Below are 13,927 nucleotides of genomic sequence, written 5' to 3'. Positions count from 1 at the left end.
GATCGCGTGATTCAGGCTTTTCGGTGATTCCACCTCAAGCCATCACGCTCTAGGAAGCCCGCGCGTTGAAGGGGAAGATGGCGGCGCGGTCGATCTGGCGATAGGGCAGCGTGGTCAGGTCGGCCGGGCCCCAGTCGGGGGTGTCGACGATGATGATGGCCTCGGCCAGGGTTTCGTAGACCGCGCGGAAATGCGTCTTCGAGCGCAGCACGATGATCCGGTAGTCCAGCGTGCGCAGGCCGAACTGGATGAACAGATCCTCGTCCACGGTCAGCGTCGGCCGGCTGACCAGGCTGACCATCAGCCCGCCGACATCGAGCACCGCGGCGACGCCGAGCTTCACCAGCCGCCCCTGCATATAGGGGCCGGTGGTGTGGTATTCCTTCTCGCCGGCGAAGAGCACGCGGCCGGTGATGCGCACCGGCCCGCCGGCGCGCGGCGAGGAATGGCCGCCGACCTCCAGCGTCACCATGGCGCCGACCCCGGCGGCGGCGGCCTCGGCGGCGGCGCGGGCGTCCCAGATATAGGGGACGGCGGCCTGGGTGACGCCGCGCTCCAGCAGGGCGCGCAGCAGATAGGTGCTGTCGTTGCAGCGATCGGCATGCTCCAGCAGCACGATCGGCCGGGTTGCCGTCTTCGCCAGCGCGATGGCGCGGTCGACGCCTTCCTCCATGCCGAGCACCAGCCCGTCATGCAGCAGTTTTTTCCGACTTTCCCGCAGCCGCTGCATCAGGCTCGCGACGGCGCGTTCGGCCCGGGCGGCATCGTCGGACACCGCCAGCACCGAAAAGCCGCCATTCGGCACGTCGGCGTAGGAAAAGCCGGCAAAGACAGAAACGTCGAGATAGCCGGGAGAATCCTCGGCCATGGCGACGGATTCCGCGACGATCTCGGACAGCGGCGCCAGGCCGGTGGCGCTGAAGATGCTGGGCACCATGATGCCGGGCTTGTCGAAGGCCATGACCGGGCGCAGCCCGTCGCGCAGCATCCGCAGCAGGCAGCGCGCCGCCCGCGCCCCGGTCGCGCCGATATCGGTATGCGGCGAATAGTGATAGCCGAAGATGGCATCAGCCAGCTCGACCACGTGGCGGTCGATATTGGCGTGGTAGTCGAGGCCGACGACCACCGGCACGTCGCGCCCGACCACGGCGCGCACCCGCTCGACGATCTCGCGGTCGGGGTCGAGCCGGGTCGGCGTGGTCATGGCGCCATGCAGCGCCAGCAGCACGCCATCCACCGGCCCCGCCTGCTGCAGCGCGGCGACGATGCGGTCGGCATAATGCAGGAAGGCTTCGTCGGAGGCCGGGCCGGCTGCGCCGCCATCGGCATAGACGATCGGCAGGATTTCCACGCCGGCCCCCTCGAGCACCTCGATGAAGCCGCCGCAGAGCGTGTTGGTGCCGCGGAAGCGGGTGATGAGCTCCGCCCCCGCCGCCTCGATCGCCAGAAATTCCTCCAGCGTGGTCAGCAGCGACAGAAAGCTGACCGATTCCTGCATGATGCCGCCGATGGCGATGCGCATGATGGAAAAAAACCTTCAGCCGCGGCGGATGTTCCAGGGGAAGGCGGCCGGGCCCGGCAGCACGCCGGTCAGGTCGGCGCGCAAGGCGGTCTTCTGCTGGAACTGGCCGAGCGGCACCACCGGCACCTGCTCGAAGGCCTCGCGCTGGAGGGCGTCGAACAGGCGCTGCTGCTCGGCCTCGCTGGCGGCGTCGAGCCATTCGCGGGTCAGCGCCTCGATCGGCGCGTTGTCGAACCAGCCGAACCAGCCGGTGGCGCCCTGGCCGCGGATATTGGTGTTCAGCGCCGGATTGGCGATGGAGCTGCTCTTCCAGGTGGTGTGGAAGATGTTCCAGCCGCCCTTCTCCACCGGCTCGCGCGAGGTGCGGCGCTGCACCACCGAGCCCCAATCCATCACCTGCAGGTCGACATTCATGCCGAGGCGCCGCAGCAGCTCCGCCGTCACCTCGCCGAAGGGCGCGATGGAGGGCAGGTCGCTCGGGCTGAGGATGACGATCTTCTCGCCCTTGTAGCCGGCATCCTTCACCGCCTGGCGGAGGCGGGCCATGTCCTTGACGCCGCTCATCGCGCCGCTGCCGGCATCGCGCACGAAGGGCAGGCCGGGCGGGAACATGCTATAGGCATTGCTCCAGGCGCGGGCATCGCCGCCGGTGATCAGCGCCATGTAGTCGCCCTGGATCACCGCCGACAGGATGACGCGCTTCAGCGCCGCGTTGTTGAAGGGCGGCACCAGCGAGTTGAACCGAAGAAAGCCCATGAAGCCGAGCGGGTCGTAGGACTGCACGCGCACGCGGCGGTCACGCTCCAGCAAGGGTGCGAGGTCGGCATCGGCATATTCCCACCAATCGACCTCGCCGGTCTGCAGCGCATTGGCCGCCGTCGAGGAGTCGGGAATGATCTTCCATTCCAGCCGCTCGAAATGCGCCTGCTTGCCGCCGCCATTCAGCACCGCGGCCTCGGTGCGCGGGCGGTAGCGGTCGAAGCGCGTGTAGGTGACATGGGCGCCGGAGACGAATTCCTCCGGCACGAAGCGATAGGGGCCGGAGCCGATCATCTCCGGGATCGCCTTGTAGGGATCGGTCTTCGCCAGCCGCTCCGGCATGATGAAGGCGGGGATGGGGCCGACGAAGGACAGCGCGTCCAGCAGCCGCGGGAATTTCCTTTTCAGGCGGATGACGATGTCGCGGTCGTTGGGCGATTCCCAGGCCTCGACGGCGGCGCCTAGCGTCTGGCCGAAGGTGTCGCGCTTCGCCCAGCGCGCCAGGCTGGCGGCGGCATCCACCGCGCGCACCGGCGCGCCATCGTGGAAGAACAGCCCCTCGCGCAGGCGGATGGTCCAGCGCAGGCCGTCGTCGGACACCGTGTGGCCCTCGGCCATCTGCGGCGTCGGGCGGAATTTCTCGTCGACGCCATAGAGCGTGTCGAAGACGGCATAGCCGTGGTTCAGCGTCACCCCCGCCGTGGTCAGGATCGGGTCCAGCACCGCCAGGTTGGCCTGCGGCACGAAGCGCAGCGTGGAACTGCGACGATCCTGGGCGAGCGCCGGCCGCGCCAGCGGCAGCAGGGAGGCGGTGAGAAGAAGGTGGCGACGCTGCATCAGACACTCCTGGGGGCCAGCAAGGACGTGGCCGGCAGCGCGCGGCTGCCGGCGGTCAGTCAGCTTTCAGCGATAGGGGACGGCGTACATCAGCCCGCCGCGGTTCCACAGCCCGTTCAGCCCGCGCTGCAGCTTCAGCGCGCTGGTGGCGCCGACATTGCGCTCGAAGAGCTCGCCGTAATTGCCGACGGCCTTCACCGCCTGCAGCATCCAGTCGTTGGGCAGGCCCAGGCGGCCACCGAATTCGCCGGCGCTGCCCAGCAGGCGCTGCGCCACGGGGTTGTTGCCCTTGGCCTCGGCATCGGCGGTGGCGGCGGTGACGCCCACCTCCTCGGCTTCGATCAGGCCGTAATGCACCCAGGCGACGATGTTCGACCACTGGTCGTCACCGTTGCGGGTGAAGGGGCCGAGCGGCTCCTTCGAGATGGTCTCGGCGAGAACCATGTAGGCGGCAGGGTTCGGCGCGACCGAGATGGCGCCGGCGAGCGCCGAGGCGTCCTGCGTCATGGCGTCGCAGCGGCCGGAGAAGAAGGCCTGGTACATGGTGTCCGGCCGCTCGAAGACCACCGGCTGGAAGGTGATCTTGTTGGCGCGGGCGAAGTCGCCCAGCGTCACCTCATGCGTCGTGCCCTGGGCCACGCAGACCGAGGCGCCGTTCAGGTCGGCGACCTTGGTGACGCCGGCATCGCGCTTCACCGCGAAGCCCTGGCCGTCATAGAAGTTCACTGGACCCGCGCGCAGGCCGATGCTGGTGGCGCGCAGGAAGGTCTGGGTGGAATTGCGCATCAGCACATCCACCTCGCCCGATTGCAGCGCGGTGAAGCGGTTCTGCGCGGTGAGGCCGACGAAACGCAGCTTGTTGGCGTCGCCCAGCACGGCGGCGGCGATGGCGCGACAGTAATCGGCGTCGATGCCGCGATACTGGCCCTGGCTGTCCGGCGTCGAGAAGCCGGCGAAGCCGGTGCTGACGCCGCAGACCAGCTGGCCGCGCTGCTTCACCGTGTCGAGGGTCGCGGCCGAGGCCGCGGTGGCGCCGGCGAGCAGCAGCCCGGCGGCGAGGAAAAGCTTTTTCATGGACGTCGTCCCGAGGAGGTCAGAGGGGGTTCAGGCGAGGGCAGCGTCGACGGCGTCGCCGAGCCGCTCGACGATCAGCGCGATCTCGGCCGCGCTGACGATATAGGGCGGCGCCAGCAGGACATGGTCGCCCGCGCGGCCATCCGCCGTGCCGCCGCCAGGATAGCAGGCCAGGCCGCGCGCGAAGCTTTCTTTCTTGATGCGCTGGTGCAGGCCGCGCGCCGGATCGAAGGGCGCGCGGCTGGCGCGGTCGGCCACCAGCTCGATGGCGCGGAACAGCCCGCGGCCGCGGATATCGCCGATATGCGGATGGTCGCCGAAGCGTTCTTCCAGCCGCTGCTGCAGCAGCGCGCCCATCGCCTTGACGTTGTCGAGAAGACGATCCTCGCGGATGACGTTCTGCACCTCGAGCGCGGCGGCGGCGGCGATCGGATGCGCCAGGTAGGTGTGGCCGTGCTGGAAGGCGCCCGAGCCCTGCTCCACCGCATCGGCGACGCGGCCCGAGACCAGCACCGCGCCGATCGCCTGATAGCCGCCGCCAAGACCCTTGGCGATGGCCTGCAAATCGGGAGAAATGCCTTCCTGCTCCCAGGCATGGCGGGTGCCGCTGCGGCCCATGCCGGACATCACCTCGTCGAGGATCAGCAGCGCGCCATGCCGGTCGCAGATTTCTCGCACCGCGCGGAAATAGCCGTCGGGCGCAGGCACGCAGCCGGCCGTGGCGCCGACGACGGTCTCGGCCACGAAGGCCGCGACGGTGTCAGGGCCGAGCCGCTGGAATTCCGCTTCCAGCTCTGCAGCGAGACGCGCGGTGAAGCCCGCCTCGTCCTCGTCGGCGCGCTGCTCGCGATAGGCGAAGGCCGGAGAGACATGGCTGAAGGCATCGGTCAGCAGCGGCGCATAGGGCGCGCGCCGCGCCGCATTGCCGCCGGCGGCCAGCGCGCCCAGCGTGTTGCCGTGATAGCTCTGCCGGCGGGCAATGAATTTCGTCCGGTTCGGCTGGCCGACTTCCAAAAAGTATTGGCGCGCCAGCTTCAGCGAGGCCTCGACCGCTTCCGAGCCACCGGAGACGAAATACGCCAGGGACAGGCCGCCGGGCTCGTGGCCGACCAGCTCCTCCGCCAGCGCCTCGGCGGGGGCATTGGAGAAGAAGCCGGTATGCGCGTAGCACAGCGTGTCGGCCTGGCGCTTGATCGCCTCGATGATGCGCGGATGCTGGTGGCCCAGGCAGGAGACGGCGGCGCCGCCCGAGGCGTCGAGCACCTCGCGCCCGCCCTGCTCGACCAGCCAGACGCCATGCCCGCCCACCGCCAGCGGCGGCGTCACGCGCGAGGAACGATGCAGCACCCGGCTGCGATTGGCGACGGCACTCATGCGGGAAGTTCCTTGTCGGGGACGTATTCGGCCAGGGCGGCCAGCCGCGCCTCGGTCTCGCGCAGGCGGACCAGCGCCGCCTCGCCGCCCAGGGAAAAGGTCTCGGCCGCCAGCGCCTGGGCGATGGCCATGGCGCCGGTCAGGCTGGGGAAGAAGCCGGGGCCGGTGGCGGCGTCGAAGCGCAGCAGATGCGCGGCGCCCTCGGCGATCGGCGCCTGCGGCGTGTCGGCGATGGCGATCACCGTGCAGCCGGTGGCCTGCGCCATGCGCGCGGTCAGCACGATCGAGCGCGAATAGGGCGCGAAGCTGACCAGCACCACGGCGTCGCGCGGCAGCAGCGCGCCGATGTCGAGGTCCTCCGGCGCCGCGCCGCCGACCAGCCGCACGCCGTCGGGGCGGAACAGCCGCAACTGGTAGTGCAGCAATTGCGCGACGCCGCGGCAGGAGCGGAAGCCGGCGACCCAGATGCGCGGCGCCGCCTGCAAGGCGCGCGCCGCTTCAGCGATGGCGCGCGGCTCGACATGGCCGAGGCCGGCGGCGTCGGCCGCCAGCATGCCGGCGGCCAACCCGCTCGGGGCCGGGCGGACGCGGCCGGAGAACGGCGTCTCGCTGCCGCCGCGCTTCAGCTCGATCAGCGCGTCGCGCAGCGCTTCCCAGCCAGCATAGCCCAGCGCCTGGGCCAGCCGCGTGAAGGTCGCCGGATGGGTGCCGGCCGCCGCGGCCAGGTCGCGCATCGAGCGGGTGACGGCGTCGAAGTCATGCTGCGCCAGGAACCGCCCGGCCGCCTGCAGCCGCGGCGGCAACCCGGGCAGGGCGCGGCGCAGGGCGTCGATCGGGGTTTCGGCGGCGGGGGCGCGCGGCATGGGACGAACGTTGCAGGCTTTGCCCGCTCATGCAACACTTGTCGCATCGACGACAGAGGGATGCCCCGAGAATGCGGATTGCCCTGATCCACGCGCTGCGCCATTCGCCGCCGCCCATCGAGGCCGCCTTCGCCCGGCTCTGGCCGGAAGCGCGGCTGATGAACCTGCTGGATGACAGCCTGTCGGCCGACCTGGCGCGCGAGGGGTCGCTGACCCCGGCGATGACCGAGCGTTTCCTGACGCTGGCGCGCTATGCGCTGGGCACCGGGGCGGATGGCATCCTCTTCACCTGCTCGGCCTTCGGCCCCTGCATCGAGGCGGTGCAGCGCGAATTCTCGCAGATCCCCGTGCTGAAGCCGAACGAGGCGATGATCGAGGAAGCGGCCTCGGCCGGCACGCGCATCGGGCTGCTGGCCAGCTTCGCCCCCGCGCTGGATTCCATGCCGCGCGAGTTTCCCGCCAGCATCACGCTGCGGACCCAGGTCGCCGACGGCGCGCTGGACGCGCTGAACCGCGGCGATGGCGCGGCGCATGACCGGCTGGCGGCCGAGGCCTCGAAGGCGCTGGCTGAATGCGACGCCATCGCCTTGGCGCAGTTCAGCCTGGCCTCGGCGGCGCCGCTGGTGGCGGCAGCGACCGGCAAGCGGGTGCTGACCACGCCGGACAGCGCCGTGCGCAAGCTGCGCGGATTGCTGCGCGCGTGACCGACCCCGCGCCCCGCTTCGGCCGCCTTGCCGAGGCGGGCGCGCGTCCGTCGCCGGGCGGCGAGGAATTTCTGGACCTGCTCACCGCCCCCGGCGGCGCGCGGGTCGAGAGAATCCTGTCGCGCGGCGCCGCCAGCCCGCCGGATTTCTGGTACGCGCAGGACTGGGACGAATTTGTCTTCCTGGTCGCCGGCGCCGCGATCCTCGGCTTTCCGGACGGCAGCGAACACCGGCTGCAACAGGGCGACTACGCCATCCTTCCCGCCGGCTGCCGGCACCGCGTCGCCTGGACCGATCCCGACCAGGAGACTCTCTGGCTGGCGGTGCACATGCCGCGGAGCAGCTAGCCGGGCTCGTCCTCCGGCGGCAGCTGGCCATAGGCATGCGGCGTGCGGCCGAAGCTGCGGCGGAACAGCGCGATGAAGAAGCTGACATTGCTGTAGCCGAGGTCGAGCGCCACGCTGGTCACCGAGGCCCCCTCGGCCAGCAGTTCCAGCGCGCGCATCAGCCGCAGCCGCTGCCCCCATTCGGTGAAGCTGAAGCCGGTCTCCTGCACGAAGCGGCGGCTCAGGCTGCGCGGCGCGATGCCGGCCCAGGCCGCCCAATCCTCCATCCGCTGCCGCGCGGCGGGGTCGGCGGCGAGCGCCTGAGCAATGCGCAGCAGTCGGGCATCCTGCGGCATCGGCAGGCCGAAGGGGGCCGCGGGCGCATGGGCGATCTCGTCCAGGATGACGGCGGCCAGATGCGCCCGCGCGCCCTCGGGTGGCGCGGCCTCCCATTCGGCGGCGCGCAGCGCTGCGGCCTGCAGCAGCGGCGAGACGCGGATGATGCGCGGCATCGCCGGCAGTTCCGCGCAGGCGGGTTCGGCGACATAGAGGCTCCAGCCCTGGTAGTCGCCATGCGACTGCACCGAATGCGGGTGGTGCGGCGGCAGCCAGACGGCATGCGCCGCCGGCACGCACCAACTGCCGGCGCCGGTGCCGACGGTGATCAGCCCGCGGCCGCAGCCCAGCAATTGCCCCTTGGCGTGATGATGCGTGGGCGTGACGCGGGCCGGGCCATGGCCGCCGGCGGCGGCGGCCAGCAGCGCCTGGCCCTCGATGGCGCGCCGCAGCTTCTCCTTCAGCATGGCGCCATCCGGCTATCTTCTGGCGGCAACCGCCAAGCGCGGCGGGCCGCCGCCATGCCATCGTCAAGCACCGAGCCGCAGGGAGCGATGCCGCCATGGATGCCAGCCTGACCCGGGACGTCTTGGACGCCGCGCCCGCCGATCTCGGCACGCTCTACGCGCCGCCCGATCCGCGCATCCTGAAGAACGTCAAGCCAGAGCTCACGCCTTTCCATGCCGAGTACCTGAAGCTTGCCACCTTCTTCGTGCTGGCGACGGGGCGGTAGGGCGGGCTGGACGCCTCGCCGCGCGGCGGGCCGCCGGGCTTCGTCCGCATGCTGGACAGCAAGACCCTCGCCTTCGCCGATTGGAGCGGCAACAACCGCATCGAATCGCTGCGCAACCTGGCCGAGGACACGCGGCTGGGGATGCTGTTCATCTTCCCGGGCCTCGAGGTCTTCCTGCGCATCAACGGCCGCGGCCGGCTCTGCACCGCGCCCGGGCTGCTGGCGCAGCTGGAGGAAGACGGCCACAGCCCGAAGGCCGCGACCCTGGTCGCCATCGACGAGGTGCTGTTCCATTGCGGCAAGGCGGTGAACCGCGCCCGGCTGTGGGAGCCGCAGTCGATCATCGCCCGCGACCAGGTGCCCAGCATGGGCCAGGTCTCGGCCGGGCTGAACGGCCTGCCCGCCGCGGCGGCGGCGACGATCGACGAGCGCTATGACCATGCGATGAAGCATCATCTCTATTGAGCCGCCACGGCCGGGCGGCGCCGGGCGCGGTTGGCGGGGGCGGGCTCGGCGAAGCGGGCGGGCAGGTCCGCCAGCCAATGCGCCGTGTCCTCGGCCAGGATCGCGCGCGCCGCCCCAGTGTCGCTGTCGATCATCGCCGTCCAGAAGCGCTGCTGCACGCCGAGGATCCAGGCCTGGCGGTCGCCGCTGTCGGGCACCGGCACCACCGCGCCGATGATCGCGAATTTCCGGTACAAGGCGGCCATCATCTCGGCCAGGAAGCGGTTCTGCAGGCTGGCGCAGAGCTCCAGCCGGAAGCGCAGCAGCGCCTCGGTGAAGGCGATGCGGTCGGGATGGGCGGTGGCCAGCAGCTGCGCCAGGAAACCGCGCCGGCGCTCGACCGGGCAATGCGCCTGCAGGTCGTCGATCAGCGCCTGCTCCAGCCAGGTCTTGGCGGCATAGACGCCACGGATCTCCTCGGGGCTGAAGCTGACGACATAGAAGCCGAGGCGCGGCCGGCTGACCAGCACGCCCTCCCCCTCCAGGGCGCGGGCCGCCTCGCGCAAAGGGCCGCGGCTGATGCCGAAATTTTCCGCCAGCGCCACCTCGTTGAGACGGTCGCCGGGGCGCAGGCTGCCGCGATGGATCAGCTGCATCAGCCCAAGCCGGGCGGCGCCCGCCAGGTTCGTCGCAACCAGGCTGGTGGTCATCAGCGGGGCGGCGGCGACAGCGTCCATGCGCGCCTCGCTAGCCTTTTTGGCCGCCCCCGGTCAACTGTTGACAGTTCGGTGACCGCATGGCTCGCTGCGGCCCGACCCGTGGAGCGCCTCTCGTGACCCTGACCCGCCAGGACCTTCTGGACATCGCCGCCTGGCGCCAGCGTCTGCACCGCCGCCCCGAGCTGTCGGGGGCCGAGGTCGAGACGGCGGCGATGGCCGCTGGCTTCCTGCGGGAGGCCGGCGCGGCCGAGGTGATCACCGGCCTCGGCGGCCATGGCGTCGCCGGCATCTTCCCCGGCGCCGCCCCCGGCCCCACCGTGCTGTTCCGCGCCGAGCTGGACGGGCTGCCGATCCTGGAAGCCTCCGGTGTGCCCCATGCCTCCGAGATCGCCGGCCGCGCCCATTCCTGCGGCCATGACGGGCATATGGCGATCCTGGCCGGGCTGGCCCGCGCGCTCGGCCGCCAGGCGCCCGCCCGCGGCCGCGCCGTGATCCTGTACCAGCCGGCCGAGGAGGATGGCAGCGGCGCCGCCGCCGTCATCGCCGATCCGCGCTTTTCCGCCATCGCCCCGGACCTGGCCTTCGCCTGCCACAACATGCCGGGCATCGCGCTGGGCGCGGCGGCCATCGCCGAGGGGCCGGCCAATTGCGCCTCGGCGGGCCTGCGCATCGTGCTGTCGGGCCGCACCGCCCATGCCTCGGCGCCCGAGACCGGGACCTCGCCGATGCAGGCGCTGGCCAGGCTGATGCCGGGGCTGACGGCGCTGGGCCGCGGCGGGCCGCTCGATGCCGAATTCTCCCTCGTCACCGTCACCCACGCGACATTGGGCGAAGCCTGCTTCGGCGTGGCGCCGGGCCAGGCCGAGCTCTGGTGCACGCTGCGCACGCTGACCGACAACCGCATGGCAGCCCTTCGCGCCGCCGCCGAGGCCCTGGCGCGCGAGGCCGCCGAGGATGCCGGCCTCGGCCTGGCCATCGACTATCGCGACGTCTTCGACCATTGCGACAACGCGCCCGAGGCCACCGCCCATTGGAAGCGCGCCCTCGACGCCGAGGGCGTGCCGCATGACACCGCGCTGTTCCCGATGCGGGCGTCGGAGGATTTCGGCCGCTTCGGCCAGCGCGCGCCCGCCGCCATGGTGCTGCTGGGATCGGGGATTGGCGGGCCGGCGCTGCACAATCCGGAATTCGACTATCCCGACGCGCTGACCGACACCGGCGCGCGGGTCTTCATCCGCCTCGCCCGCGACCTGCTGGGCTGACCGCCCGTCTCGAGAAGGAGCTTCGCATGACCGCCCTGCCCCGTCGCCTGCTGCTCGGCGCCGCCCTGGCCCCCACGCTTGCCGGCCTGCGTGCCGCCCAGGCGCAGGAGGCCGTGCTGGACCTGGCGGTCGGCGCGCCGCCCAGCTCGGTCGACCCGCATTTCTACACGCTGACGCCGAACATCGCGCTGTCGGCGCATCTGTTCGACACGCTGATCCAGCGCGACGCGCAGGGGCGGATGGTGCCGGGGCTGGCGGAATCCTGGAAACGTCTCGACGACACCAGCTGGGAGTTTTCCCTGCGCCGCGGCGTGCGCTTCCACAACGGCGAGGAATTCTCCGCGCGCGACGTGGCCTACACGCTGGACCGCGTGCCGAAGGTGGTGAACAGCCCGGGCTCCTTCGCCGTCTACACCAAGGCGATCACCCGGGTGGAGGTGGTGGACCCGCACACCATCCGCTTCCACACGGCGGGGATCTATCCGCTGCTGCCGGGCGACCTGTCGCAGGTCTCGATCATCTGGCACGGGCTGGGCGAGGCGCCGTCGACCGGCGACTTCAACAATGGCCGCAACGCCATCGGCACCGGGCCCTTCCGCCTGGTCGCCTTCCGCTCCGGCGACCGGGTGGAGCTGGCGCGCAACGACGCCTATTGGGGCGCCAAGCCGGCCTGGGCGCGGGTGAACTACCGCATCATCCCGAACAACGGCGCGCGTGTCGCAGCCCTCCAGGCGGGCGATGTCGGCTTCATCGACAATGTGCCGACCTCCGACCGCGCCCGGCTGCGGGGCGAGACGCGGCTGCGGCTGTCGGAGATCACCAGCCTGCGCTCGGTCTATCTGCGCACCGATTTCCGCGCTGAATCGCCCTATATCTCGGGCCCGAATGGCGAGCCGATCCGCAACCCGATGACCGACATCCGCGTCCGCCGCGCGCTGTCCATCGCCATCAACCGCGCCGGCATCACCGAGCGCATCATGTCCGGCGCCGCGACGCCGACCGGCCAGGTGATGCCGGAGGGCACCTATGGCTACGTCCCCGACATCGCCGTGCCGACCTTCGACGTCGATGCCGCGAAGAAGCTGCTGGCCGAGGCCGGGGTGGGCGACGGCTTCACGGTGACGCTGCTGGCCTCGAACGACCGCTATATCAACGACGCCCAAATCGCCCAGAGCATCGGCCAGATGTGGTCGCGCATCGGCGTGAAGACCAATGTGGAGACCATGCCCTTCGCCGTGGTGGCGCAGCGCGGGGCGCGGCAGGACACCAGCATCTCGATGGGCGGCTGGGCCAATTCGGCGGGCGAGCCCTCGGCCGGCCTGCGCGGGCTGTTCGGCACGCGCGACATGCAGCGCGGCTGGGGCACGGTGAACAACACCGGCTTTTCCAACGCCGATTACGACCGGGTGCTGGGCGACGCGCTCACCACCGCCGACGATGCCGCGCGGGAAAAGAAGTTCCAGGAGGCGACGCGGATCGCGGTGCGCGAGGCCGCCTGGATCCCGCTGCATATCCAGAAATGCACCTGGGGCATGCGCCAGGCGCTGCAGCACACGCCGCGCGCCGACGAGATGACGCTGGCGATGGATATCCGCCCGGCGTGACGTTGCCGGGGGGCGTCACAGCCCCCCGACCAGCGCCTGCTCGCGGCGGATCGCCGCGATGAATTGCCGCGCCAGCAGCCAGCGCGGCATGCGGCGGACGAGGGCGTTGCGCATCGCGAAGGCGAAGGGCGAGGCCGGCACGAACCATTTCGACATGCGCTGGCTATGCGCCTGCAGCCGGCGGATCGGCGGACGCAGCCGGGCCTCGTGCCGGGCCAGCGCCGCGGGGATGTCGCCGCCGCGGCCGATCTCCTCCGCCAGCAGGCAGGCCGAGGCCATGGCCATCCCCGCCCCCTGCCCCGAGACCAGCGTCAGGCAATGCGCCGCATCGCCCAGCAGCGCCACGCGGCCGGTCGACCAGGCGGGGCGGTCCAGCATGGTCAGCGCGTCGAGATAGAGCGGCGCGGCGGGCGGCAATTCCTCGATCCAGCCCAGCGCCGCGGGATGCGTGCCGGCGAAGTTTTTCCTCAACAGGTCGCGGCGCTGTTCCAGCGGCACGAAATCGGTTTCCTGCGTGCGCCAGACATAGAGCGTCGCCAGCTCGCCATCCGCCAGCACATAGGTTTCCGCCAGCCGCCCCGGCTCGGCATAGGACAGAAAATCCTCGCCGAGGTTGAGCTGGTCGGGGACGCGGAAGGCGGCGGCGCGGTAGCCGAGCGGGCGCTCGGCCGGCGCCGGATCGCCGAACAACAGCCGCCCCATCGCCGAGCGCGCGCCATCGGCGCCGATCAGCAGATCGGCGCGCTCGGTGCTGCCGTCGGACAGGGTCGCGGTGACGCCCCCGGCATCCTGGGTGAAGCCGGTCACCGTCACGCCGAAGCGGATTTTTGTGAATCGCGCGGCGGCCTGGCGCAGCACGGCGACCAGCTCGGTGCGCGGCAGGGTGATCCAGGGGAAGCCTTGCAGCAGCTCGCGGTAGCGCAGCCGCAGCAGCTCCTTCCCGTTCCGGTCGCGATAGACGTTCTCGCCGACGTCGCGCAGATGCGGCTGCAGCGCGGGCAGCAGGCCGAGGCGAGTCGCCGCCGCATGGCCGGGGCCGGACAGGCCGATCATATAGCCATCGGCGCGCAGGTCGGGGGCGCGTTCGACGATGGTGGCGCGCCAGCCGAGCCGGCCGAGGGTCAGCGCCGCGGCCAGGCCAGCGATGCCGGCCCCCGCGATCAGCACATGGGGGGAGGACATCAGCCAGGGTCTCGCGAGGTCGTCCTGAGGAAAGCCGCGCCGCCCACGGCCAGCAGCGCGGCCAGGCCGAAGCAGGGCGCATAGCCCAGATGCTGGCCAAGGAAGCCCGCCGCCATCCTGGCCCTGGCCGGTCGGGTCGCGGTAGCGGACGAATTCGGCGTGGTGCAGGCCAAGCCCCGCGCTCAGCC

At 71.3% G+C, this 13,927-nt stretch carries 14 protein-coding genes; 6 read left to right on the top strand and 8 right to left on the bottom strand.

What is annotated here, in order from left to right; all coding sequences use genetic code 11:
• Positions 1 to 49 precede the first annotated feature (49 nt).
• From GVN67_RS08130 to GVN67_RS08110, 5 genes are all read right to left on the bottom strand, one after another.
• Positions 50 to 1,522, bottom strand: a complete 1,473-nt coding sequence (locus GVN67_RS08130) for a M81 family metallopeptidase (RefSeq protein ID WP_159994633.1) — start codon at positions 1,520 to 1,522, stop codon at positions 50 to 52.
• Between the two features lie 15 nt (positions 1,523 to 1,537).
• The gene (locus GVN67_RS08125) at positions 1,538 to 3,118 is read right to left on the bottom strand and encodes an ABC transporter substrate-binding protein (protein WP_159994631.1); all 1,581 of its coding nucleotides are present in this window, start codon (positions 3,116 to 3,118) and stop codon (positions 1,538 to 1,540) included.
• 66 nt (positions 3,119 to 3,184) lie between these two features.
• Positions 3,185 to 4,192, bottom strand: a complete 1,008-nt coding sequence (locus GVN67_RS08120) for an amino acid ABC transporter substrate-binding protein (RefSeq protein WP_159994629.1) — start codon at positions 4,190 to 4,192, stop codon at positions 3,185 to 3,187.
• Between the two features lie 30 nt (positions 4,193 to 4,222).
• Positions 4,223 to 5,566, bottom strand: a complete 1,344-nt coding sequence (locus GVN67_RS08115; RefSeq protein WP_159994627.1) for an aspartate aminotransferase family protein — start codon at positions 5,564 to 5,566, stop codon at positions 4,223 to 4,225.
• Positions 5,563 to 6,429, bottom strand: coding sequence for a MurR/RpiR family transcriptional regulator (locus tag GVN67_RS08110; protein ID WP_159994625.1), 867 nt, complete (start codon positions 6,427 to 6,429; stop codon positions 5,563 to 5,565). The genes GVN67_RS08115 and GVN67_RS08110 overlap by 4 nt, the downstream gene beginning before the upstream one ends.
• Positions 6,430 to 6,500: 71 nt before the next feature.
• Between GVN67_RS08110 and GVN67_RS08105 the strand changes: the two genes are divergently transcribed.
• Both GVN67_RS08105 and GVN67_RS08100 read left to right on the top strand, forming a co-directional pair.
• The gene (locus GVN67_RS08105; RefSeq protein ID WP_159994623.1) at positions 6,501 to 7,133 is read left to right on the top strand and encodes an aspartate/glutamate racemase family protein; all 633 of its coding nucleotides are present in this window, start codon (positions 6,501 to 6,503) and stop codon (positions 7,131 to 7,133) included.
• Positions 7,130 to 7,480: a cupin domain-containing protein gene (locus GVN67_RS08100; RefSeq protein WP_235035159.1), complete on the top strand. Its 351-nt coding sequence runs from the start codon at positions 7,130 to 7,132 to the stop codon at positions 7,478 to 7,480. Before GVN67_RS08105 ends, GVN67_RS08100 begins: the two co-directional genes overlap by 4 nt.
• On the opposite strand, the gene GVN67_RS08095 is transcribed toward GVN67_RS08100, so the two are convergent.
• On the bottom strand, positions 7,477 to 8,262 hold the full coding sequence (locus tag GVN67_RS08095; RefSeq protein ID WP_159994621.1) for a helix-turn-helix transcriptional regulator: 786 nt from the start codon (positions 8,260 to 8,262) through the stop codon (positions 7,477 to 7,479). The two genes, GVN67_RS08100 and GVN67_RS08095, sit on opposite strands and share 4 nt — an antisense overlap.
• Before the next feature lie 95 nt (positions 8,263 to 8,357).
• On the opposite strand from GVN67_RS08095, the gene GVN67_RS29965 reads away from it, so the two are divergent.
• Both GVN67_RS29965 and GVN67_RS08090 read left to right on the top strand, forming a co-directional pair.
• The gene (locus GVN67_RS29965) at positions 8,358 to 8,528 is read left to right on the top strand and encodes a hypothetical protein (protein WP_235035158.1); all 171 of its coding nucleotides are present in this window, start codon (positions 8,358 to 8,360) and stop codon (positions 8,526 to 8,528) included.
• A 6-nt stretch (positions 8,529 to 8,534) separates the two neighbouring features.
• On the top strand, positions 8,535 to 8,993 hold the full coding sequence (locus GVN67_RS08090) for a pyridoxamine 5'-phosphate oxidase family protein (RefSeq protein WP_255430377.1): 459 nt from the start codon (positions 8,535 to 8,537) through the stop codon (positions 8,991 to 8,993).
• Here GVN67_RS08090 and GVN67_RS08085 read toward each other — a convergent pair.
• On the bottom strand, positions 8,987 to 9,709 hold the full coding sequence (locus GVN67_RS08085; protein ID WP_159994619.1) for a GntR family transcriptional regulator: 723 nt from the start codon (positions 9,707 to 9,709) through the stop codon (positions 8,987 to 8,989). The two genes, GVN67_RS08090 and GVN67_RS08085, sit on opposite strands and share 7 nt — an antisense overlap.
• A 95-nt stretch (positions 9,710 to 9,804) precedes the next feature.
• Here GVN67_RS08085 and GVN67_RS08080 point away from each other — a divergent pair, with 95 nt between their 5' ends.
• Complete coding sequence (locus tag GVN67_RS08080; protein ID WP_159994617.1) at positions 9,805 to 10,953, top strand: amidohydrolase; 1,149 nt, start codon at positions 9,805 to 9,807, stop codon at positions 10,951 to 10,953.
• A gap of 26 nt (positions 10,954 to 10,979) precedes the next feature.
• Positions 10,980 to 12,557, top strand: coding sequence for an ABC transporter substrate-binding protein (locus GVN67_RS08075; RefSeq protein WP_159994615.1), 1,578 nt, complete (start codon positions 10,980 to 10,982; stop codon positions 12,555 to 12,557).
• Between the two features lie 15 nt (positions 12,558 to 12,572).
• On the opposite strand, the gene GVN67_RS08070 is transcribed toward GVN67_RS08075, so the two are convergent.
• Positions 12,573 to 13,739, bottom strand: coding sequence for an FAD-dependent monooxygenase (locus tag GVN67_RS08070; RefSeq protein WP_159994613.1), 1,167 nt, complete (start codon positions 13,737 to 13,739; stop codon positions 12,573 to 12,575).
• Positions 13,740 to 13,927 lie beyond the last annotated feature (188 nt).

This window comes from Roseomonas sp. 18066 (genome assembly GCF_902706185.1).
GTDB lineage: Bacteria > Pseudomonadota > Alphaproteobacteria > Acetobacterales > Acetobacteraceae > Pseudoroseomonas.
This window is presented reverse-complemented; position numbering and strand designations above follow the sequence as displayed.

What these genes read in the sequence shown, in the direction of transcription:
- GVN67_RS08130 (WP_159994633.1), bottom strand. Translation starts at nt 1,522, where the DNA reads ATGCGCATCGCCATCGGCGGCATCATGCAGGAATCGGTCAGCTTTCTG.
- GVN67_RS08125 (WP_159994631.1), bottom strand. Translation starts at nt 3,118, where the DNA reads ATGCAGCGTCGCCACCTTCTTCTCACCGCCTCCCTGCTGCCGCTGGCG.
- GVN67_RS08120 (WP_159994629.1), bottom strand. Translation starts at nt 4,192, where the DNA reads ATGAAAAAGCTTTTCCTCGCCGCCGGGCTGCTGCTCGCCGGCGCCACC.
- GVN67_RS08115 (WP_159994627.1), bottom strand. Translation starts at nt 5,566, where the DNA reads ATGAGTGCCGTCGCCAATCGCAGCCGGGTGCTGCATCGTTCCTCGCGC.
- GVN67_RS08110 (WP_159994625.1), bottom strand. Translation starts at nt 6,429, where the DNA reads ATGCCGCGCGCCCCCGCCGCCGAAACCCCGATCGACGCCCTGCGCCGC.
- GVN67_RS08105 (WP_159994623.1), top strand. Translation starts at nt 6,501, where the DNA reads ATGCGGATTGCCCTGATCCACGCGCTGCGCCATTCGCCGCCGCCCATC.
- GVN67_RS08095 (WP_159994621.1), bottom strand. Translation starts at nt 8,262, where the DNA reads ATGCTGAAGGAGAAGCTGCGGCGCGCCATCGAGGGCCAGGCGCTGCTG.
- GVN67_RS29965 (WP_235035158.1), top strand. Translation starts at nt 8,358, where the DNA reads ATGGATGCCAGCCTGACCCGGGACGTCTTGGACGCCGCGCCCGCCGAT.
- GVN67_RS08085 (WP_159994619.1), bottom strand. Translation starts at nt 9,709, where the DNA reads ATGGACGCTGTCGCCGCCGCCCCGCTGATGACCACCAGCCTGGTTGCG.
- GVN67_RS08075 (WP_159994615.1), top strand. Translation starts at nt 10,980, where the DNA reads ATGACCGCCCTGCCCCGTCGCCTGCTGCTCGGCGCCGCCCTGGCCCCC.
- GVN67_RS08070 (WP_159994613.1), bottom strand. Translation starts at nt 13,739, where the DNA reads ATGTCCTCCCCCCATGTGCTGATCGCGGGGGCCGGCATCGCTGGCCTG.